Source organism: Macrococcus sp. 19Msa1099 (assembly GCA_019357535.2).
GTDB classification, from domain to species: domain Bacteria; phylum Bacillota; class Bacilli; order Staphylococcales; family Staphylococcaceae; genus Macrococcoides; species Macrococcoides psychrotolerans.
Window position 1 is genome coordinate 692,753 of record CP079955.1, and the last position, 20,817, is coordinate 713,569.

At 32.5% G+C, this 20,817-nt stretch carries 19 protein-coding genes; 18 read left to right on the plus strand and 1 reads right to left on the minus strand.

Going from position 1 to position 20,817, the window contains the following annotated elements; all coding sequences use genetic code 11:
* Positions 1-10: 10 nt before the first annotated feature.
* From KYI10_03590 to KYI10_03675, 18 genes are all read left to right on the plus strand, one after another.
* Complete coding sequence (locus KYI10_03590) at positions 11-649, plus strand: hypothetical protein (protein ID QYA33525.1); 639 nt, start codon at positions 11-13, stop codon at positions 647-649.
* Between the two features lie 9 nt (positions 650-658).
* Positions 659-2,839, plus strand: a complete 2,181-nt coding sequence (locus KYI10_03595; protein QYA33526.1) for a hypothetical protein — start codon at positions 659-661, stop codon at positions 2,837-2,839.
* Complete coding sequence (locus KYI10_03600; protein ID QYA33527.1) at positions 2,811-3,764, plus strand: ABC transporter ATP-binding protein; 954 nt, start codon at positions 2,811-2,813, stop codon at positions 3,762-3,764. Before KYI10_03595 ends, KYI10_03600 begins: the two co-directional genes overlap by 29 nt.
* Before the next feature lie 2 nt (positions 3,765-3,766).
* Positions 3,767-4,936 carry a glycosyltransferase gene (locus KYI10_03605; protein QYA33528.1) on the plus strand — a complete coding sequence of 390 codons (1,170 nt, stop codon included), beginning with the start codon at positions 3,767-3,769 and terminating at the stop codon, positions 4,934-4,936.
* A complete protein-coding gene (locus tag KYI10_03610) occupies positions 4,936-5,139 on the plus strand; it encodes a hypothetical protein (GenBank protein QYA33529.1) in 204 nt (67 codons plus the stop codon). Before KYI10_03605 ends, KYI10_03610 begins: the two co-directional genes overlap by 1 nt.
* Complete coding sequence (locus KYI10_03615; GenBank protein ID QYA33530.1) at positions 5,140-7,260, plus strand: glycosyltransferase; 2,121 nt, start codon at positions 5,140-5,142, stop codon at positions 7,258-7,260.
* 167 nt (positions 7,261-7,427) lie between these two features.
* Positions 7,428-8,105, plus strand: a complete 678-nt coding sequence (locus tag KYI10_03620; GenBank protein ID QYA33531.1) for a Wzz/FepE/Etk N-terminal domain-containing protein — start codon at positions 7,428-7,430, stop codon at positions 8,103-8,105.
* 8 nt (positions 8,106-8,113) lie between these two features.
* On the plus strand, positions 8,114-8,836 hold the full coding sequence (locus KYI10_03625) for a CpsD/CapB family tyrosine-protein kinase (GenBank protein ID QYA33899.2): 723 nt from the start codon (positions 8,114-8,116) through the stop codon (positions 8,834-8,836).
* Between the two features lie 17 nt (positions 8,837-8,853).
* Positions 8,854-10,665 (plus strand): nucleoside-diphosphate sugar epimerase/dehydratase, encoded by a 1,812-nt coding sequence (locus KYI10_03630; GenBank protein ID QYA33900.2) that lies wholly within the window; start codon positions 8,854-8,856, stop codon positions 10,663-10,665.
* Positions 10,658-11,935, plus strand: coding sequence for a nucleotide sugar dehydrogenase (locus tag KYI10_03635; protein QYA33532.1), 1,278 nt, complete (start codon positions 10,658-10,660; stop codon positions 11,933-11,935). The genes KYI10_03630 and KYI10_03635 overlap by 8 nt, the downstream gene beginning before the upstream one ends.
* 21 nt (positions 11,936-11,956) lie before the next feature.
* A complete protein-coding gene (locus KYI10_03640) occupies positions 11,957-13,177 on the plus strand; it encodes a DegT/DnrJ/EryC1/StrS family aminotransferase (protein QYA33533.1) in 1,221 nt (406 codons plus the stop codon).
* Positions 13,170-13,757, plus strand: a complete 588-nt coding sequence (locus tag KYI10_03645) for a sugar transferase (GenBank protein ID QYA33534.1) — start codon at positions 13,170-13,172, stop codon at positions 13,755-13,757. The genes KYI10_03640 and KYI10_03645 overlap by 8 nt, the downstream gene beginning before the upstream one ends.
* 13 nt (positions 13,758-13,770) lie before the next feature.
* Complete coding sequence (locus KYI10_03650; protein ID QYA33535.1) at positions 13,771-14,283, plus strand: GNAT family protein; 513 nt, start codon at positions 13,771-13,773, stop codon at positions 14,281-14,283.
* A 1-nt stretch (position 14,284) separates the two neighbouring features.
* Complete coding sequence (locus KYI10_03655; protein QYA33536.1) at positions 14,285-15,460, plus strand: ATP-grasp domain-containing protein; 1,176 nt, start codon at positions 14,285-14,287, stop codon at positions 15,458-15,460.
* Position 15,461: 1 nt separating this feature from the next.
* Positions 15,462-16,676 carry a glycosyltransferase gene (locus KYI10_03660; GenBank protein QYA33537.1) on the plus strand — a complete coding sequence of 405 codons (1,215 nt, stop codon included), beginning with the start codon at positions 15,462-15,464 and terminating at the stop codon, positions 16,674-16,676.
* An 82-nt stretch (positions 16,677-16,758) separates the two neighbouring features.
* Positions 16,759-17,865: a glycosyltransferase family 4 protein gene (locus tag KYI10_03665; GenBank protein ID QYA33538.1), complete on the plus strand. Its 1,107-nt coding sequence runs from the start codon at positions 16,759-16,761 to the stop codon at positions 17,863-17,865.
* 41 nt (positions 17,866-17,906) lie between these two features.
* Positions 17,907-19,055 carry a hypothetical protein gene (locus KYI10_03670; protein QYA33539.2) on the plus strand — a complete coding sequence of 383 codons (1,149 nt, stop codon included), beginning with the start codon at positions 17,907-17,909 and terminating at the stop codon, positions 19,053-19,055.
* Positions 19,056-19,075: 20 nt separating this feature from the next.
* Complete coding sequence (locus tag KYI10_03675; GenBank protein ID QYA33540.1) at positions 19,076-20,236, plus strand: O-antigen ligase family protein; 1,161 nt, start codon at positions 19,076-19,078, stop codon at positions 20,234-20,236.
* A 153-nt stretch (positions 20,237-20,389) separates the two neighbouring features.
* Here the strand turns inward: KYI10_03675 and KYI10_03680 are convergent, their stop codons facing one another.
* Entirely contained in the window at positions 20,390-20,800 is a 411-nt protein-coding gene (locus KYI10_03680; GenBank protein QYA33541.1) for an Rrf2 family transcriptional regulator, read from the minus strand.
* Positions 20,801-20,817: the final 17 nt, after the last annotated feature.

Here is a 20,817-nt window from a genome sequence, read left to right on the forward strand (position 1 = left end):
GGAGGATATTATGACTTACGAACTGATTACGCGCTATCCTGAAGCAACGACAACACTCAAATTAAGTGCAGGAATTGATACAAGTATATTGAATCATATCACTCAGCAAGTAGATGATATCGATATATTACTGTCTGAAAGTCTTCCTGTTGAAGAAGGTACAAGAGACCTCGGAGATTTAGTGCATGCAACTCATGCTAAGAGATTAACGTTGCGCATTCCTGTCTCCTTGTTTGATACATGTAAAGACAGTATCAACATTGAATATGAATTAGCAGAGATAGGTAATAATGCTGATTATGTGTTCATTACATATAATTTAAAAAATAGAACGTTATCATCTATCAATAGCAGCAACATGATCAAATGGTATCAAATTCAGCAGTATGAAAGCATGGAAGCGTATATAGAGGGAACGGTGAACCGCACGATATATAAAGAGATGAAACAGTACCGAAGTCAACTTGGATGGGCAAATGCCAAGATTGAACGTTACGAATCGAAGGTTCAGGCGGGGATTCGTGAAGATGAAGCGGCGAAATATAATGAGTTAATGAATAAGTATAAAGAAACTTTAAAACGATTAAATAATCTGCGTAATTCAAGACTCGGTAAATTACAGATTAAATATTGGGATTTAAAAGGATAGGTGAAGAGATTGAACTATCAGCATGATGCAAAGCTAAGATATGATGATCTGATACGTGTACGAAAGAAAATCGGTACGATAATGGAAGGGCTGACGATCATTACTGAAGCACTGGACTATGGTCACATACAATCACACTTATCCTATATTGTTATCCCTCAGGATAAGACGGTATATGATGAACTTATTCGCAATCATCAATACGACAATGTATTGGTATTATCACCTGCGAAACAACTTGATATTAAAGAAGTTCTGAAATATGTACGCACTTCACATCTAATGTTTGTGAAAGATATTAAAGATCTTATATGTTCTGATGAACCTGTACATTTCAGGTCGAATCATATCTATATTGCGCAACGCGTTATGAATAGCGAGTTGAACCATGTACTGAAAGATGAAGAGACAAAAGAAGATGAAGAGATAGCGCTTGCACAGATCGATACGGAAAAGGAAACGTCTAAAGTAGTTCATCCTAATGTCGTAAAGATTCATGTCGATATTGAAGCTCTAAACGACTATGAACTACAGGACGGTGCTGTAGAATACCCTATGAATCATCTGCTTACTAAGCTCTATGAGTTTTACGGGATTATCATACCTAAACAATTTCTAGAGACCCATCGTTTGAAAGCGTCAATTACCGATAACCGTTTCGAAGCTATCACGGAAATGATATGTCATCATGCGTTTGTGATTACACCGTTTGCTGACATTCAGTATGTTCCTGAAGTGCGCAACCTTCTACACACTAAAGACTTAGAGACGATGCCTTCTTTAAATTATCTTAACGAAGTCGCACTGTATCGTAATACTACGAGTGTCAATTCATTTATTCAGCATGTGGCGGATATCTTGTTACTCAGAATTGGTAATAAGATTGATAAAGGTGAAACAAAGCTTGAGACAGAACTGGATAAACTGAAAGCATTTAAAACGATCAACCTTGAAATTCTGAATAAAGGGCGTGCAGAGGAGTTGGTCATCGCTTACTGCTTCCCGCCATACAATGATACTTCTGGCAATGTCATGGCAAAGCGTATCTATATGGAAGGGAATAAAGTAGATATTATCTCAAATAATATGGATAGGATCCGTAAGAAGGATTATTCGTTGGAAGGCATTGCAAAAGGGCTGATCGATACAAAGTTTATCGTTGATGCCAAACAGGCATTCAGCAGCTATGAAAGTATCGAAACGTTTACTCATCTAGGCATGGAGATATTCAGCACATTCAAAGATAAATATAATAAACTATATAGCCGTGCAATGTTCCCGGCGTCCCATTTCCTGGCGTATGAGATTAAACTGAGTAAACCTGAGATATACTGGCGCGCAGAATTCTCTGATCCGTTATTAACAGATGTGAAATCTGAGAATAGGTTCTCCCCGATTAAGTCTAATGAATACATTGAACATTTAAGAGAGACGCTACCTGAAGCCTATCAGGCGTTAGTCGATGATAATGTATTTAATGTGTGCGAGATATTACCATTTGCCTATGCCGATGAGCTCATATTTACAAATAGGCTGCAGCTCGAATACATTATCAGACGCTTTGACAGTGAGCTTCAGGCATCGATTCGTAAACGTGCAGTCATTTCAGCACATCCGACGTTGCCGCAGCCATTCTATCATATGGCGCAGGCGCACTATGAATATGATGAGACACAGCTCAACTTTGCATACTTCGGTAATTTCTATGATACCCGCGGATTCAGAGAGCTCGAGTTAATGTGTAAATACCTGATTTTAGATGGCATCACGAACTTCAAGGTTAATGTTTTCACAAATATAAATGCGAAGACGAATGGATTCTATAATAACAGCGATTTTAAAGATTACATTAGATTGAATCCCTACTTAGATTACTTTGAGTTCTTAAATTTAACTGAGCAGATGGATATTCTGATGATTTATGATGCGCATACGAAAGGGATCAAGGATGTTAATCCGTACCTGCCATCTAAGCTCAGCGATTATCTCGGAAGTACAGCTTACACACTGGCATTCATCGAAGAAGGCAGTATATTATCTGAACAAGTGGATGAAAAGCTGTACAAAGTAGATATGAACCATTTTTCTGCATATGGAGCAACTGTTCGAGAAATAAACAAACACCTTGATAAAGCGTTGACACTGAAAGAGGAGGTGTCTTATGGAAACAGTGAAAGTAAAGGTCGATAACGTATCTAAAGTATATCCGGTCAATCAGAGTAAAAGTCAGAAAATACTGGATATCCTTAAGTTCTGGCAGCATAAGACACATGACGATGTGTATTATGCGCTGAAAGATATCAGCTTCGAAGTGAATGCTGGGGACAGTGTTGGACTTGTCGGATTAAATGGTGCCGGTAAATCAACGCTCTCAAACCTCTTGGGAGAAGTCATCTCACCTACTGCAGGGACGATTGAAATAAACGGCCGAAGCTCACTGATCGCTATATCTGCAGGATTAAATAATGAATTATCAGGGGAAGAGAATATCCGTATGAAATGTCTGATGCATGGTCTGACTGAAGCACAGATTAATGACCACTTTAATGATATCATCGACTTCTCTGAACTCGGAGACTTCATTAAGAAGCCGATTAAGACGTATTCCAGCGGGATGAAATCACGCCTTGGTTTTGCGATTGCTGTCCATACAGATCCAGACGTACTCATTGTGGATGAGGCGCTGTCTGTAGGGGATGACACATTCTCTAATAAATGTATCGAACGGATGAAAGAGTTTCAAGAAGAAGGGAAGACCATCTTCTTTGTCAGTCATTCTATCGGTCAGATACAGAAGATGTGCAATAAAGCGATATGGATTCATTATGGCAAAATTGAAGCGCAAGGAGACTGTATTCCGACGGTCGGTTTATATGGCAGGTTTATTAGAAAATACAATCAGTTTGATAAGGAACAGCAGCTTGCATATAAAGAAGGACAGCTTCAAAATCAGATAGGCTCGATTAACGACATAGAAGTAAATAAAGAAAATGTATCTAAAAATACATTATTCGGTCTGATCGGTGTTACAGCATTATTTATATTCAGTATGCTGTCTCAATTAAATGTCATACCACTATCACATTATCTAAATATGTTAAAAGGGATGTTTTAACCGTGAAAAAGGTGACCATGTTTGTCTGGAACAACTTTACTAATGACGCAAGGGTGACAAGAGAAGCGAAGACACTTCAGTCTGATTATGATGTCACTGTCATCGCTAAACGTGAAAATAATGAACGTCATATCCCGCTTAAACAAAGTTATAAGGAAGGATATAATGCTGTACGCAAACATAAGACAGAACTACCGAAATTTATAGCGGATCACATTTATAATAACAAATTAAAGACCATACTTTTAAAGCACATGCCGAATGCTTTCTTGATGATGAAGATGATCCAGGAAGGCTACAGGCAAGATGCAGATATTTATCACAGCCATGATCTGAATACGTTAATTCAAGGGATTGCCTGTGCAAAATTGAGAACAGATAAACGTATACTAATATTTGATGCTCATGAAGTGAACACTAGCCGTACAAACTATAAGGTAGGTCTAGTCGGGACAATAGAAAAGTTTCTTATTCGATTTACGGATCGTACAATAGTAGAGAATGAGACACGTGCAACCTATCATGAGTTACTCTATGGATATCGACCGATGTCGCTCTATAACTACTCGGAATACTATGATATAGAGGAAGTTGAAGCGGTAGACCTTCCTCTTAAGTATGATAAGACATTTATTTATCAAGGCGGGCTACAGGAAGGACGTGGTTTAGAACGACTGCTTCGTGCGTTCTGGCAGGCGGATATCCCTGCAAATCTACTGATGGTGGGGGACGGAAAGATTCGTCCTCAGCTTGAAGCATTAACGCGCACACTCAACTTACAGGACAAGGTGACCTTTACCGGTCGTGTTCCTTATGAGTCGTTACGTTCGTATACAAAGATTGCATATGCAGGATTTCAGATTCTGGAAAATGTGAATTTCAATCATTATTCTGCATCGAGCAATAAACTTTATGAGTATATGATGGCCCATATTCCTGTGATCGCCACAGATCTTCCTGAAATAAAAAGGGTGGTGGAAAAAGAAGGGATAGGGCTAATCATAAAGCATGATTCAGAAGAAGAACTTACAGCAGCTATTCGTAAGATGTTTGAAGATGAAGCGATGAGAAATGCGATGAAAGAACGAATGAAAGTTAGTAAAGAACAGTATAACTGGGAGAAGGAAAAGCAGAAACTTCTAAATTTATATCATGACCTTGAGGTGAGCTGATGACAGAGCAAGAGAAGAAGTTACTTGTGGAGAGTTTAAATAATGAAAGATATGCCTTAAACCAGCTTAAATATAAGGACATGGAAATCGCACTGTTAAAGAAGAAGCTCAGTCTATATGAACATAGATGGCATAAACTAATGAATCTCCTACCTGTGAAAGTATTACGCTATGCACTACGCTATGTAAAGGGGCTGAAGTAAATGCGTATAAGAAAGAGAATTCAGGAGATCGATCAATTACTATCAAAAATTGAACGTAACGAACCTTTATATATTGAAGATACAGTAGAAGAAAGCGTCCAGCCAATAAAGAATAAAGGAATATCTGTTATCGTCCCATTATATAAAAGCCGAAAGTATTTACATCAATTGATAGAAAATATTAACACCTTCAGAACAACGACGTTTGAAGTGATCTTTGTGTTGAATGGAGATAAAGACTCTGTCGAAGAAGACAGAGAGACCTTAAATTCACTTACAAAAGAATTCACGTATCACATCATTGAATCAGGTCATGGCGCATCGATTGCACGCAATAAAGGAATTGAAATTGCTCAATATTCTCATACGCTCTTCCTGGATGCAGATGATACACTTCATCCACACACATTATTTGAGCTAAGTAAGCATCTCGATTTCGCTAATATTTCTGTATTTCATCTCTATAATGTTCATAATGAAGAGATTGAACAGGATAATATCATAGAAAAAGAAAAGAACCAGCTTAAAGGACAACTGACATCTGACTATATGAAACTGACTAAAATATTATCCATGAACGGCGCGAAGCTGATTCCGACACATTACTTAAAGACCATAAGGTTTGATGAAACACTGACATCAGGAGAAGATGTCGTACTGATGACGCACATCATAGCACGCTTCAGACCGCTCATCAACGTCATTGACAGTACAGCATGTGTCTATTATAGACATTTGACCGAGCACTCGGTAAGCAGGCAGTCGATGAGCTATGCATTTAACGTTACAGATAGAATCAGTGTTATACAGGCACTCGCACAGTTACTCGACACGGAAGACGATATATCAATAAGGCAGTTCATCATGAACCGCATGGATGCTCAGGCAGGATTTATCAATAGATATCTGCACCATGATGTGACAGCTTATCAGCAGGTGATCCAGGATTTACAGCGCATACATGCTGAATACCTCCCGTATCAAACGGTAAACAAAGGACTCGCACAGACACTATACATCGGATATTGCTTTGCACCGTATAATGATACAAGCGGTGTTATCCTCGGAAAGCGCATCGCCGAACGTAAAGTACCAGCTGATGTAATCTCCAATAATATGAGCGATGTGAGAACAACGGATTACACATTAAACGAACTATCAGACCCATATATCGCGAAACATTATGGCATTAACAGTAAATCCTCATTCAGTAACTATCAGCTGATGAATGTATTCGTGCAGCAAGGCACTAAGAAGTTAAGAAACAATACATATAAAGAAATCTATTCCAGAGTACTATGGCCGGCCAGTCATCTATTAGCATGGAAACTAAAGACAAATAATACAAAATGGATCGCAGAGTTCTCTGACCCTGTGCTGTACGATATTAAGAACAAAGAGCGACACAGTAAAGTACCCTTTACCTATGTCAATAGAATAAAAAGACAGGCACCAGCAGAATATCATCCATACATCGATAATAACCTGTATAATCTCGTAGAACTGCTCCCCTTTATATTTGCAGATGAAATCGTATTTACAAACAATAAACAGAGAACGCAGATGATAAAAAGGTTTACGGAAGACATACAGCAGTCAATTATCAAGAAATCCGTCATCAGACCACATCCAACACTATGTGCACATTACTATGAGAAGCAACGTGCACTGATCACAGTCGATAAAGCAACGTTCAATATCGGTTATTTCGGTAATTTCTATGAAACGCGCGGCCTTAAAGAAATTCAGGAACTGATAGATCATCCAGAACTTATTGAAGCACTTAATCTATCTAACTTACCATTAGCATTTCATATCTTTACAAGCAGTCCTGCGAGTGTCAGACAGATGGTCAGTCTCTATGAAATGACTCAAGTAAATGTACATGAAGCATTACCATACTTTGAATTTCTAAATGCGACGAAGCAATTCGATGCGCTTATTGTTATGGATGCACACACGAAGGGGATTAAAGAAGAGAATCCATATTTGCCGAGTAAGTTAAGTGATTATAAGGGAAGCGGTGTTCCTGTAATTGCTTACTGTGAAAAGGGAAGTCCGATGGATGAGATGGAATCGATTCAAGGGATTAAGATTAGAATTAAAGAAGATGATGTGTAATGCGTCATCTTTTTTTGTAAATAATAATAATTTTGTTTTAAATATTAACAAAGAATTGTAAATCATTGTATAAAAAATATTAAGAATTTGAAATTTCAAATCTAAATTATTGAATATTATGATATTATTAAAAACATAGAAATTAAATAGGATTTTAGGAGGAAGACATGGAAGAAGTAATTGATATTTCGAAGGTTTTGAATTTATTGAAAAGGAATTGGAAGTTTATTGTGGGTCTGTCTTTGCTTGGTGCATTGTTAGCTGCTGCAATAAGTTTCTTTTTAATTAAGCCGACATATTCAGCATCGACACAAATTCTGGTGAATTCTAAAGATGATAAAACACAATTCGAGTTACAAGCTAACCAGACAGATTTACAGTTAATCAATACATATAATGAAATTATTAAATCACCAGTCATCTTAGACAAAGTAGCGGATAATTTAAATATCTCCAACGATTTATCGTCAAAGATCAGTGTCTCAAATTCAACACAATCTAAGGTGATCACAATCAGCGCAACTTCTAAGAATTATAAAGATGCAGCTAAGATTGTTAATGAAACTGCGAGGGTCTTCTCTAAAGAAGTCGGAAAGATCATGAAGACAGATAATGTCACTGTCCTTACGAAAGCAGATGAAGATTTAAAGCCTTCTCCAGTGAAACCAAAGCCATTAATCAACACATTGATTGGTTTAATCTTAGGTTTACTGTTGGCGTTAGCGATAACACTTTTGAATAGTATGTTAGATAAACGTATTAAAACGGAAGAAGAAGTTCAAGAAATTCTAGGCTTACCAGTGATTGGTACGATTCCACACTTCGATGAGAAAACTTTAAAATAGAAAGATGGGTGAATATATTGTTTAAGAGAAAAAGTAAATCAACACAACTTCCTGAAAAGAGAAAACTAATTACGCATTTATATCCAAAATCGCCAGTAAGTGAGCAGTACCGTATGATTCGTTCGAATATCATGTTCTCAGGGATTGATAATGAAATCAAGAAACTCGTTGTCACTTCAGCCGGGCCTTTAGCGGGTAAATCAACAACTGCTGCTAATGTTGCCGTAGCTTATGCGCAAGCAGGAAAGAAAGTTTTGCTTATTGATGGTGATTTAAGAAAACCGACTGTTCATCATACATTTGAAACAAAGAATGTGTTCGGGTTATCCAATCTGATTACGAATCAGATAAATGTTAACCAGGCCGTTCAAAATACCCAGATAGAGAACTTATCAATATTGACTTCTGGCCCCATTCCTCCAAATCCTAGCGAATTGTTATCTTCAAATCGCTTTAAAGAATTACTGTCTAACTTCGAAGGATACTTCGACATGCTCATTATTGATACACCACCTGTACTCGCAGTAACAGACGCTGTAATTGTGGCTACTGTAGCTGATGGAACGCTTATAGTCACGAACACGGAAACAAATAATAAGCATCATTTGGTTAAAGCGAAGGAAGTACTACAGAAATCAGATGCAAACATACTAGGAGTAGTTCTGAACAATGTTGAGCAATCATCCACAGAAGACTACTACTATTATAAATACTACGGCAAATCAAATTAACCGAAAGGATTTACATCATGACTGCTAAAAAAAGGTTAATGTTCTTAATATTTTTAGATTCAATCATCGTTTCACTTTCTGTCTTTTTCTGCTATTCAATTATCTTTCCGTTCTTTGAAGGTGATCAACTCAATGATTTAATAGTATATTCAGTAATCCTTCTTCTAAGTCATCATTTATTTGCATACATATTCAATCTGTATCATCGTGCGTGGGAATATGCGAGTATTAATGAACTGATGGCAATCGTAAAAGGGGTTACGGCAAGTATCTTATTAACTTCAGTTCTAGCATTTATCATCAATGGCCAAGTCTTCATCCGATTAATATTTATTACCTGGATGATGCACCTCATATTAATTGGTGGATCAAGAATAAGCTGGCGCGTATTAAGACGATACATCCTTGATAAAGATATCGAATTAATTCCAACCCTGGTTGTAGGTGCAGGCCGCGGAGGAAACCTATTGATTCATCAGATGTTAACAACGCCTACAATGGGAATGAAACCTGTAGTAGCTGTCGATGATGATGTGAACAAGAAGAATATTGAATTAACAGATGGAATCAAAGTGAGAGGCACAACCTCAGATATACATAGTTTAGTAACTAAATACGATATCAAACGTATCGTAATTGCTATTCCTAGTCTGGATAAGCAAAAGTTAAATGATATACATAAAGCTGCAACTGAAACGGGGTCAGAAGTTTTAATTATGCCGAATATCGATGATGTTATGGCAGGTAAACTTGAAGTTTCACAGCTTAAGAAAGTAGAAGTAGAAGATTTGTTGGGTCGTGATCCTATTGAACTTGATGATCAAGGGATTTCCGAACAAATAGAAGGTAAGACGATACTTGTTACAGGTGCTGGAGGATCCATCGGTTCAGAGTTGTGTCGTCAAATTGTAAGATACAAGCCGAGACGTCTTGTATTACTAGGGCATGGAGAGAATTCAATATACTTAATTAATGAAGAGTTAAACAATAAGCTGCTGGGTAGTGTTGAAATTATTCCTCTTATAGCAGATGTTCAAGACCGTGAGCGTATGTTTGAACAGATGTTGAAATATAAACCAGATATTGTGTATCACGCGGCTGCTCATAAACATGTACCATTAATGGAATATAATCCAACAGAAGCTGTGAAGAATAATATCATTGGAACTAAAAATACTGCTGAAGCTGCTTTAAATGCAGAAGTGAGTAGATTTGTGCTTGTATCTACAGATAAAGCTGTAAATCCTCCGAATGTGATGGGGGCAACAAAACGCGTCGCTGAGATGGTTATTCAAGCATTGGATAAAGAGAGTACTACAACAAGGTTTGTTGCTGTGCGTTTCGGTAATGTATTAGGATCTAGAGGATCTGTGATACCTAAATTTAAGCAGCAAATTGAAGCAGGTGGACCTGTAACGGTAACTCATCCAGATATGACACGTTACTTCATGACGATACCAGAAGCATCTAGATTAGTCATTCAAGCAGGAGCACTTGCAAAAGGTGGCGAAATATTTGTCCTTGATATGGGTGAGCCCGTTAAAATTGTAGATCTAGCTAAAAATATGATTCGTCTTTGTGGCTTTGAAGAGGATGAGATTCCGATAGAATTTACTGGAATCAGACCTGGAGAGAAGATGTATGAAGAATTATTAAATGAGAATGAAATACATCCTGAACAAATATATGAAAAAATATATATAGGAAAAGTAGAAGATTCTCCCTTAGATAAATTAAATTTATTGATAAATAATCTACAAAATAGTTCAGAAATAAAAAAAGATTTATTGGGATTCATAAATAATAATAGAGGTGGAAAAAATGAATAATATTAAAATAGGTGTTATAGGTTTAGGATACGTTGGTATGCCATTAGCAGTAGCATTTGCAGAGAAGTACGAAGTAATAGGTTTTGATATAGATGAAAATAAAATTAATCAATATAATAACAATATCGATCCTACTGGAGAAATAGGTTCTGAAGGCTTAGAAAATACCAGTATGAAATTTACTTCAGATGAAGACGATTTAAAGTCAGTAAATTTTTTCATTGTAACTGTTCCTACACCGATTAAACAAGATAATACCCCGAATTTAAATCCAATTGAAGGTGCTACTAAATTAGTAGGAAAGTATTTGAAAAAGGGGGATATCGTTGTCTATGAATCAACAGTATATCCAGGAGTTACGGAAGATATCTGTGCTCCATTATTAAGTAAAATTTCAGGACTAGAGTCAATCAAAGATTTTAAAGTCGGATATTCACCTGAAAGAATAAATCCGGGAGATAAGGTAAATACTGTTAAAAATATTATCAAAATTGTATCCGGAATAGATGAAGAATCATTAGAATTGATTGCTAATGTATATGATTCTATTATTGAAGCGGGTATTCATAAGGCTCCAAACATTAAAGTGGCTGAGAGTGCAAAAGTAGTAGAAAACAGTCAGAGAGATATTAATATCGCTTTTATGAATGAACTATCGCAAGTGTTTAATTTGATGGATATTAATACTAATGATGTTATCGAAGCTATGAACACTAAATGGAATGCATTAGGTTTTTATCCTGGATTAGTAGGCGGGCATTGTATTGGAGTAGATCCATATTATTTTATATATAAAGCTGAAAATTTAGGATATCATTCACAAATAATTTCATCAGGTAGGAAAATTAATAACTATATGTCGAAATTCATAGCTACCAATTTAATTAAATACTTAGTTAAAATAAATAAAGTACGAAACCCTAGAATCTTAATTGCGGGGTTAACATTTAAAGAAAATACACCTGATTTTAGAAATTCTAAAGTTTTAGATGTAATTAAGGAATTAAATGACTATAATATTACTCCATATGTGATTGATCCTTTTATAGAGAACTTTGATCAAAAAGGAATACAAGCAAATTTTATTAAAGATTTTGATGAAATAGAAAATACATTTGATGGTTTAATATATGCGATTGATCATAAACAATTTCATGAAAACGATGATAAAATTTTTATAGAATTATTAAACAAAGAAAGTATAATCATTGACTTAAAAAATAGATTTAAAAATTACGAGAGTGAAAACATTAATTATTGGGCGCTTTAGCTAATAAGGAGGACGATAAATATGGAAAATAGAGTAATAAATTTTTCTCCAGTCTATATTGGGGATGATGAAATTAATAATGTTATTGATGTTCTGAAGTCAGGTTGGATAACTACTGGTCCAAAGACCAAAGAATTTGAGCGAAAAGTTTCATCATATTTAGGAACTTCAAAAACAGCTGCCCTCAATTCTTGCACTGCAGCTTTAGAGATGACATTAAGATTATTAAATATAAAAGAAGGGGATGAAGTTATTATCCCTGCTTATACATATAGTGCAACTGCTGCAGCAGTTGCACATACTGGAGCAAAAATTGTAATGGTTGATAGTAATCAGAATAATTTTCAAATGGATTATTCAAAATTGGAAGGTTACATAAATTCAAAGACCAAGGCAATTATTCCTGTAGATATAGCAGGTATACCATGTAATTATTCAAAGATTTTTAAAATCGTTGAGAAAAACAAGGAGAAATTTAATGCAAATGGAAAGATGCAAGAGGCAATTGGCAGAATAGCAGTTATTACTGATGCTGCACATTCATTTGGAGCTTCCTATGATGGCAAGTTAATAGGTAGCATTTCAGACTTTACTTGTTTCTCATTTCATGCTGTCAAAAATTTAACAACAGGTGAAGGTGGAGCAGTTACATGGAAGAGTATAAGTGGAATAAGTGATGATTATATCTATTCTAAATATATGCACCTAAGTTTACATGGGCAAACCAAAGATGCATTTTCAAAAAATAAAAGTGGACAATGGGAATACGATATTATCGCTCCTTTGTATAAATGCAACATGACAGATATCTCTGCTGCTATAGGATTAGGACAGTTAGATAAATATCAAAGATTTTTAAATAAAAGAGAAGACCTTATTAACAAATATGATGAATTATTAAACGATGATATATTTATTAAACCACAACATTTTACAAATGAATATAAATCATCCGGACATCTATATTTATTAAGGATAGGTGGTATCAAATCAGAACAGAGAGACCAAATAATAAATGAAATGGCAAAAGTTAATATAGCATGTAATGTTCATTACAAGCCATTACCTTTATTAACAGCGTACAAAAATTTAGGATTTGATATTAAAGATTATCAAAATGCATATGAATTATTTAAAAACGAAATTTCTCTACCTTTACATTATCAGTTAACAGAGGATGATATTGAATATATCTGTTTTAATTTGAAAAAAATTTTAAAAAAGGTATGTAATTATGTATAAAAAGTATTTTAAAAGATTAATAGATTTGTACATATGCTATATAATTTTTCCGCCATTTTTAATCATTTCAATAGTGATAAGCATATTAATAAAATTGGAAGATGGAGGAGATATTTTTTATAAAAGTAACAGATTAGGGATTAATAAAAATCAGTTTAAAATTTATAAGTTTAGGTCTATGAAAGAAAATGCACCAGATTATAGAAATACTGATGGATCAACTTTTAATTCTGACGATGATCCAAGAATCACAAATATAGGTCGATTATTAAGAAAGTCTAGTCTAGATGAATTACCTCAAATATTTAATGTAATCAAAGGAGATATGAGTTTTATAGGCCCAAGACCGGATACAGTTGAAGCATTAGATATTTATTCAAAAGAAGAAGAAAGAAAATTAACTGTTAAACCAGGAATTACTGGATATAATCAAGCATTTTATAGAAACAGTATTAGTCAACAAGAAAAATTTAAAAATGACGTATACTATGTAGAAAATCAAAGTGTATTTCTTGATATTAAGATCATAATTAGAACTTTATATTCAGTATTATTTAGTAAAAATATTAATAACAAGTAGGTGTGAATGAATTGTGATAGAAGATAATATTTCAATTAGAGGATTAAGAATTTCTGATGAAAAAATAATTTTACATTGGAAAGAAAATAAGTTCTTAAGAGATCAGATTGGCACCTTATTTCCAATAAGCGAATTAGAACACAAAAAGTGGTTTGAAAATAAAATGTTTGATAGCAATACAAAGTCATTTATGATTGATTTTAATGATAAGCCTATAGGAATGATCGGATTTAATAGGTTAGACTTAATAAATAGTAATGCAGAAATATTTATGTTTATCGGAAATCAAGAAAATCGAGGAAAAGGATTAGGGAAAACAAGCTTATCGCTATTCACAAATTTCTGTAAAAAAACTTTAAATTTAAAAATTATTTATTTATTTGTATTTGAGTATAACAATCATGCAATTAATCTGTATAAAAGATTAAACTTTAATGTAACTGGTAAGATACCTTGCTCAAAGTATCATGATGGAGAATATTTTGACACTATTATTATGACAAAATTTTTAGATAAAGAGGAATAGTATGAAAATTATTATCTTAGGTGGAAGTTTACTACAAGTACCTCTAATAAAAAAGGCGAAACAACTAGGTCTAGAAGTTGTATTAATCGACTTTAATTCAAATGCCATTGGAATAGAGTATGCTGATAAATTTTATGAAGTTAGCACTAATAATACTGATAGAATTGAAACTATTTTTTTAGAAGAGAATGCAAAATGTATTATTACTGCAGCTACAGATTCGCCTATGAAATCAATCGCTAAAATTAATGACAAATACAATCTTATTGGTATCGATTTTGAAACTGCATTAAATGCTACGAACAAAGCATTAATGAGAACGAAACTGCAAGAGCAACAAGTACCGATACCTAATTTTATTAAAGTTAACAATTACCAAGATTTTATTGAAGCATTGCAACTGTTTAAAGGAAAAAAAATTATAAAGCCTGTTGATTCATCAGGTAGTAGAGGTATTTTTTTATTAGAAGATGATACATATAGTAGGGATGCCTTTGATCATGCTAAAAAATATTCTACAAATGGGGATATTCTAATTGAGGAATATTTAATAGGTGATGAAATAAGTGTTGAAAGTATAGTTATTGAAGGTGAAACTCATATTATTGCAGTAACAGATAAAATTACAACTGGTAAGCCTCACTTTATTGAACTAGGGCATTCAATTCCTTCTAAATTTGAGGGAGAAGTCTTAAGTAATATTTATGAGGTTACGAAACAAGCAAATCAAGCTCTAGGTATATCAATTGGTCCATCACACACTGAAATAATTATTACTGACTCTGGACCGAAAATTGTGGAGGTAGGAGCACGATTAGGTGGAGATTTTATAACTAGCCACTTAGTTCCAGAATCTACAAATGTTGACCTTTTAAAACTTCATATTTTGCAGAGTATTGGAGAAAAGATAAGTATTGGAAATATTGAAAGTTATGGATCTACTATTAGATATTTTCAAAGTTTAGAGGGCATAGTAAAGAAACTGAGTTTAGAAAATGTTGATGATAATGATAACATAGTAGATTTATGTTTTTATGTGAGAGTTAATGACAAAGTGAATAAACTAACAAGTAGCGGCTCTAGAATCGGACATATTATTTACAAAAGTGAATCTGTAGAAAAGGCTATTAAAGAAGTTGAAGAAGTCATGAAACAAATTGAAATAGAGGTTGAATAAAATGAAAACGATATGGATAGTATCTGATGGAGAGCCTTTACCAACAGATGATGCGAACGTTAGGCTAAGAAGAATGGGAAATTTAGCTGAAATATTATCAGAGGACTGTAAAGTTATTTGGTTTTCTTCAAATTTTCAACACTATACAAAGTCATTTAGATCCAGCAATGACACTTTGGTTGAAATTAATAAAAATTATCACATTCAATTATTATCTACAAAAGGATATCAAAAAAATGTTTCAATTAATAGATTGATTCATTATAAAGTGTTATCAAAAAAATTTATCGATGTTTCATATATGATGGATACTCCTGATATCATTTTATGTACGTTAGCTCCAATAGATTTAGCAAAAGCCGTTATGAAATACTCAAAAAAACATAATGTAAAATATATTATAGACATTAGAGATTTATGGCCGGAAATATATTATGATGTCCTTCCTAATAAATTGAAATATCTAACTGATGTTTTAGTGAAAAAAAATAAATTAGAATTAAAATCAATATTAAAAAATTCATATTCTATAATTGGTGTAACTAGTAAATTCTTAGATTATGGTCTTGACATAGCAGGTATAAAATTAAGAAAACAGGATTGTGTAATCCATACAGCATATCCAATTCTTAATGTAGAAAATAACTTTTATGATTTATGGTCTAAATATAAACTAAAAACTGACGATAAAATAATAACATTTGTTGGCAACTTCAGTGATCAATTTAATATTGAGCCTATTTTTGATTCATTAAATTATTTAAATAATCAAGACATAAAAATAGTGTTATGTGGAGTTGGTAAAAACTTAGAGAAGTATAAAGAAGTTTATGGAAAAGATGAAAGAATAATCTTTCCTGGTTGGATAAATCAAGATGAAATATCATCTTTACTAAATAATTCCATATTAGGTATTGCGCCATACATAGACAGTATTAACTATAGAAATAACCTACCTAATAAGTTTGGTGAATATTTGTCATTTGGTGTTCCAATATTAGTTGGAGTTGAAGGAATGATGAAAGAGCTATTACTTTTAAATAAATGTGGTAATTTTTACAAAAATTCAAAAGACTTGGCTAAGCTAATTGATAGGTATACAATGGATGACGATTTTCAAAGTGAACAATCAAATGCTGCGAAAAAGTTATATGATAAGAATTTTAATGCAGATATAGTCTATAGGGAATTTGCAAAATATATAAAAGAAATTTAAAAAGACAATTAGCACTTATTATCTTATCTGATTTTACTTTTTGATAATGTTAGATGAAAGCAACGAAAGGACCCAATCAATAATGGAGATATTACATTTAAATTCTAATTATATTTTTACTGAAATATATAAAAATGCTATTAATAATATGGATTCAGACTTTGTACATTACATATTTAATCCGTTATATAATGAAGTAGACTTTGACAATAACATAGAAAATATCGAGATTTACGCACCTGTTATACTTACAAAATATGACAGAATTTTTAATCGTAACAGAGCAATTAAAACCATAAAGTACTTAGAAAATAATATTCCATTAAATTTTATTAAACTAATACATGCTCATACTTTAACTAATGATGGTGTTCTGGCCTTGAAGTTGAATGAAAAATACGGAATACCATATATATTAACTGTACGGAATACAGATATCAACTATTCGCTAAAATATAAAAAGTATAATATGCATTTATATAAAAATACACTTAAAAATGCATCCTTAATAATTTTTCCCAATAATTCATATAAAAAAAAACTCTTAGATTTGTTTAAAACTGATGCTATCTTATGCGAAAAGATTATTAATTCTAAGGTAATCCCAAATGGAATAGATTCGTATTGGCATGATAATGTTTATACAGATGTCCGTACACTAAAAGACAAATTAAATTTAATATATGTTGGTAGAATCTATAAAAATAAAAACCTACACAATATTTTAAAAGCGGTTAGTAGATTGGAAAGTGAATATAAAATTGACATAAAAGTAGCCGGAAAAATTATTGACCAGAATTACTTTAATCAACTAGAATTAATACATCCTTTCACTTATCTTGGGGAGTTGGAAAAGGGGCAATTAAAAAATATTTATAGAGAAAGTGATATTTTCGTTATGCCATCATTCAACGAAACTTTTGGTTTAGTATATATAGAAGCATTATCTCAGAATTTACCGATTGTATACACTAAGTATGAAGGTATATATGGATACTTTAATGATTATGAATATGGAGTGCCCGTTCAAGCTAATAATTACAATGAAATCTGTAGTGGTATAAAATATATTGTTAGAAATTATTCAGATATTCAATGTAATTTAGAAAATAAAGATTTTTTAGAAGGTTTTAATTGGGAAACCATAGGTAAGATATATAATAAAATCTATGTAGAGTTGAAGCGATGAAAAGCTTTTTTAAAGACTCCCTCATTAATATAATATCAAATATGCTAATAGTACTAGCTATACAGCTTTTAGTATTTCCTACTTTAAATAAAATTGAAGATAAAATAAATTTTTCAAATGTAATCGTGATGTATGGTTATATAATGATCCTCTCTACAGCATTATCCAATACATTAACTAATACAAGGCTTATTACAAGTAATTCTTTAGATATAATAAAAAAACACAATGTATTTTCATCATTATTTTTTCTTATATCTATAATAAATGTAATCATAACGATTACACTGCTCTTAGTATATAAAATTGATATATTTACTTCATGTGGATTCTTATTCTTTTCAATCTTTATATTTACTAGATTTTATTTGCTGGTGTACATGCGTGAAGAATTAAATTATATGAGAATATTAAAAGTAAATATACTTATATTTTTGAGCTATCTTTTAGGAATATATATATATATATGTTTAGATATTAACTATTCATTTATATTCGTAATAGGTGAATTGGCAGGCTTGGTAACATTAATTAGATATATCTACTTTATTGATAGAAAGCCATTAAATTTTAGAATAACTTTTGATAAAGAAATATATTTTAGTTATATAAACTTAATGGTTATTAATTCTATAATAAATTTACTTAACTATTTTGATAGAATAATATTATTACCAATAATAGGCCCTATGGCAGTGAACGTATATTTTATTGCTTCTACGGCAGGAAAAATGGTTTCGTTAGTTACCACACCTATTAATAACGTCATCCTTTCATATATTGCTAAAAAAGAGATAAAAAAAGAAATGATACTAAAAATATTAATATTTTTAGTAGTGATACTAATACCACTTTTTTACGTTATAAAATATAGCTCTATTTTGTATATAAATATTTTTTATAATAATTATTTAGAGCAAGCTAGCAATATAGTTAGTTATGTAAGTGTAATTTGCTGTTTGTCTCTAGTTATTAGTATTGTTCACCCATTTACGATTAAGTTCATAGAATCTTTATTACTATTAAAGCTACAGATTTTTTATTGTATTTTGTATGTAGTACTATCTCTTATATTGACACCGACTTATGGTTTGATTGGGTATTGTATAGCAACATCTATATATTTATTTGTTAAGTTAGCTTTAACGTTTCTAATCTTACTCAATAAAAATAAGTCTATTATAAGATAAAAAATAAGATGGAGATAACGATGTTGAAAATTAATAAAATATATATTGAAAATATCCTTTTTGCTTTAACCTTTATTTTGCTACTGTTTGGAACGTTAAATTCAATCCCTGGGAACATTGTTGGGAATTTATCTATTATTTTTAGCCTTTTGTTAATGTTTTTAAATCTACTTTATAAATTAATTTTAAAAAAAACTTACAATAAATCATTAACATCATTCTTTATAATCTCACTATTATATATATTAAGTTCTTTATTTTCGTCTGTATTAAACTATAATTCAACTTTGAATAACACTTTACAATTCGCAGCAATAATGCTATTTTTTATAAGTTTTTCTACGATAAAGTGGAATAGTTTTAAAATCAATTTTTCTTATATTATGTCATTTATTTATGTTTCTCTAAACTTAATTTATGCTGCGACTTTGGGAAAATTCTCTCAATTTATGAGTGTATATCCAAATTCTAACTTAGTAGGGGCTTATGGTTTTATAGCATTATTTTTTATAATTTTGAAGTTTAATTATTCAAATAATAAAGTACTACCCATCATCGGTATATTGTTATCAACGTTACTAATCATTATTAGTGATACTAGATCAATTATTATGTCGATAATAATAGTTGTTTCTGTATTTATAAGCTGGGGTAAAATAACTAAGAGTATGTTTAGAGCAAATCTTTTCTTTGTGACATATATAGGTATACTTGTCTTTATAATCGTTATTTATGCGAAGCTTCCAAGTTATAATTTTTATCCAAAATTAGAGAGTTGGATGATTGAAAATACTGGGAAAAGTATTATGTCTGGTAGATTAGAAATATGGTCTGAAGTAATGAACTTAATAAATGAAAAGCCTTGGTTTGGATATGGTCCGGATGTCAAGGCCTCAATAATAATTTCTCTGAATGCGTCTCCTCATAACATTTATATTAATACAATGTTACAAGTAGGTATAATTGGTTTAATTCTTTTTGTGGGCATATTGTATACGATATTTTATAGCTATGTATTAAAAAAGAATGAAATAATGGTAAGGATTTCTGCAGCCTTTTATTTTGGTATAATATTTCATCAGTTATTCGAAATCACTTTAACCCAAAATCAGTTATCTATTGGATTATTTCAATGGCTTATTTTCTCTGTTGGTTTTAATAATATTAAAGAAACCTCATAAGTAATAAATTAAAAGGTACTCAATATTCTTAACCCCTCGATATATATCAGGGGTGATTTTTTGCGTTTTCTGATGAAGCTGATGATTTCAATCTTCGTCATGCTGCTACTATTCTTTGTATTATAAAAGGACTTTGGATTATCCAAAGTCCTTTTATAACGCGATTTTTCTAAACAATATATCCTGCAGCGTATACTTATCTAGCACTGATAGATATGCATTCAATGCTTCACCGAGTACACCTTGCAGCCCACATATCCCTGCAATCGGGCATGTGTTCGTCTCACGATCAAAACATTCGACTAAGTTGAAATGTTCCTCGGTCTTTCTTATTAAAGCACCGATATTAATTTCTTCAGGTGCCATCTTGATGCGTATGCCGCCACCGCGTCCGCGCGTCGTTTCAATATAACCGAGCGTCGCGAGGTTATTCACAACCTTCGTCAGGTGATTCTTCGAAATCCCGTAAAAATTTGCAATTTCATCTATTTGAACACGGTGCTCTTGACGTGCGATATACATCAAGACACGTAATGAGTAATCTGAGTAAAGTGTTAGTTTCATGGTCATCTCTCCTTATC

Coding starts and splice junctions, on each gene's coding strand:
- KYI10_03665 (QYA33538.1), top strand. CDS start 16,759: ATGGAGATATTACATTTAAATTCTAATTATATTTTTACTGAAATATAT.
- KYI10_03600 (QYA33527.1), top strand. CDS start 2,811: ATGGAAACAGTGAAAGTAAAGGTCGATAACGTATCTAAAGTATATCCG.
- KYI10_03670 (QYA33539.2), top strand. CDS start 17,907: ATGCTAATAGTACTAGCTATACAGCTTTTAGTATTTCCTACTTTAAAT.
- KYI10_03630 (QYA33900.2), top strand. CDS start 8,854: ATGACTGCTAAAAAAAGGTTAATGTTCTTAATATTTTTAGATTCAATC.
- KYI10_03655 (QYA33536.1), top strand. CDS start 14,285: ATGAAAATTATTATCTTAGGTGGAAGTTTACTACAAGTACCTCTAATA.
- KYI10_03640 (QYA33533.1), top strand. CDS start 11,957: ATGGAAAATAGAGTAATAAATTTTTCTCCAGTCTATATTGGGGATGAT.
- KYI10_03635 (QYA33532.1), top strand. CDS start 10,658: ATGAATAATATTAAAATAGGTGTTATAGGTTTAGGATACGTTGGTATG.
- KYI10_03590 (QYA33525.1), top strand. CDS start 11: ATGACTTACGAACTGATTACGCGCTATCCTGAAGCAACGACAACACTC.
- KYI10_03675 (QYA33540.1), top strand. CDS start 19,076: ATGTTGAAAATTAATAAAATATATATTGAAAATATCCTTTTTGCTTTA.
- KYI10_03645 (QYA33534.1), top strand. CDS start 13,170: ATGTATAAAAAGTATTTTAAAAGATTAATAGATTTGTACATATGCTAT.
- KYI10_03615 (QYA33530.1), top strand. CDS start 5,140: ATGCGTATAAGAAAGAGAATTCAGGAGATCGATCAATTACTATCAAAA.
- KYI10_03620 (QYA33531.1), top strand. CDS start 7,428: ATGGAAGAAGTAATTGATATTTCGAAGGTTTTGAATTTATTGAAAAGG.
- KYI10_03680 (QYA33541.1), bottom strand. CDS start 20,800: ATGAAACTAACACTTTACTCAGATTACTCATTACGTGTCTTGATGTAT.
- KYI10_03610 (QYA33529.1), top strand. CDS start 4,936: ATGACAGAGCAAGAGAAGAAGTTACTTGTGGAGAGTTTAAATAATGAA.
- KYI10_03660 (QYA33537.1), top strand. CDS start 15,462: ATGAAAACGATATGGATAGTATCTGATGGAGAGCCTTTACCAACAGAT.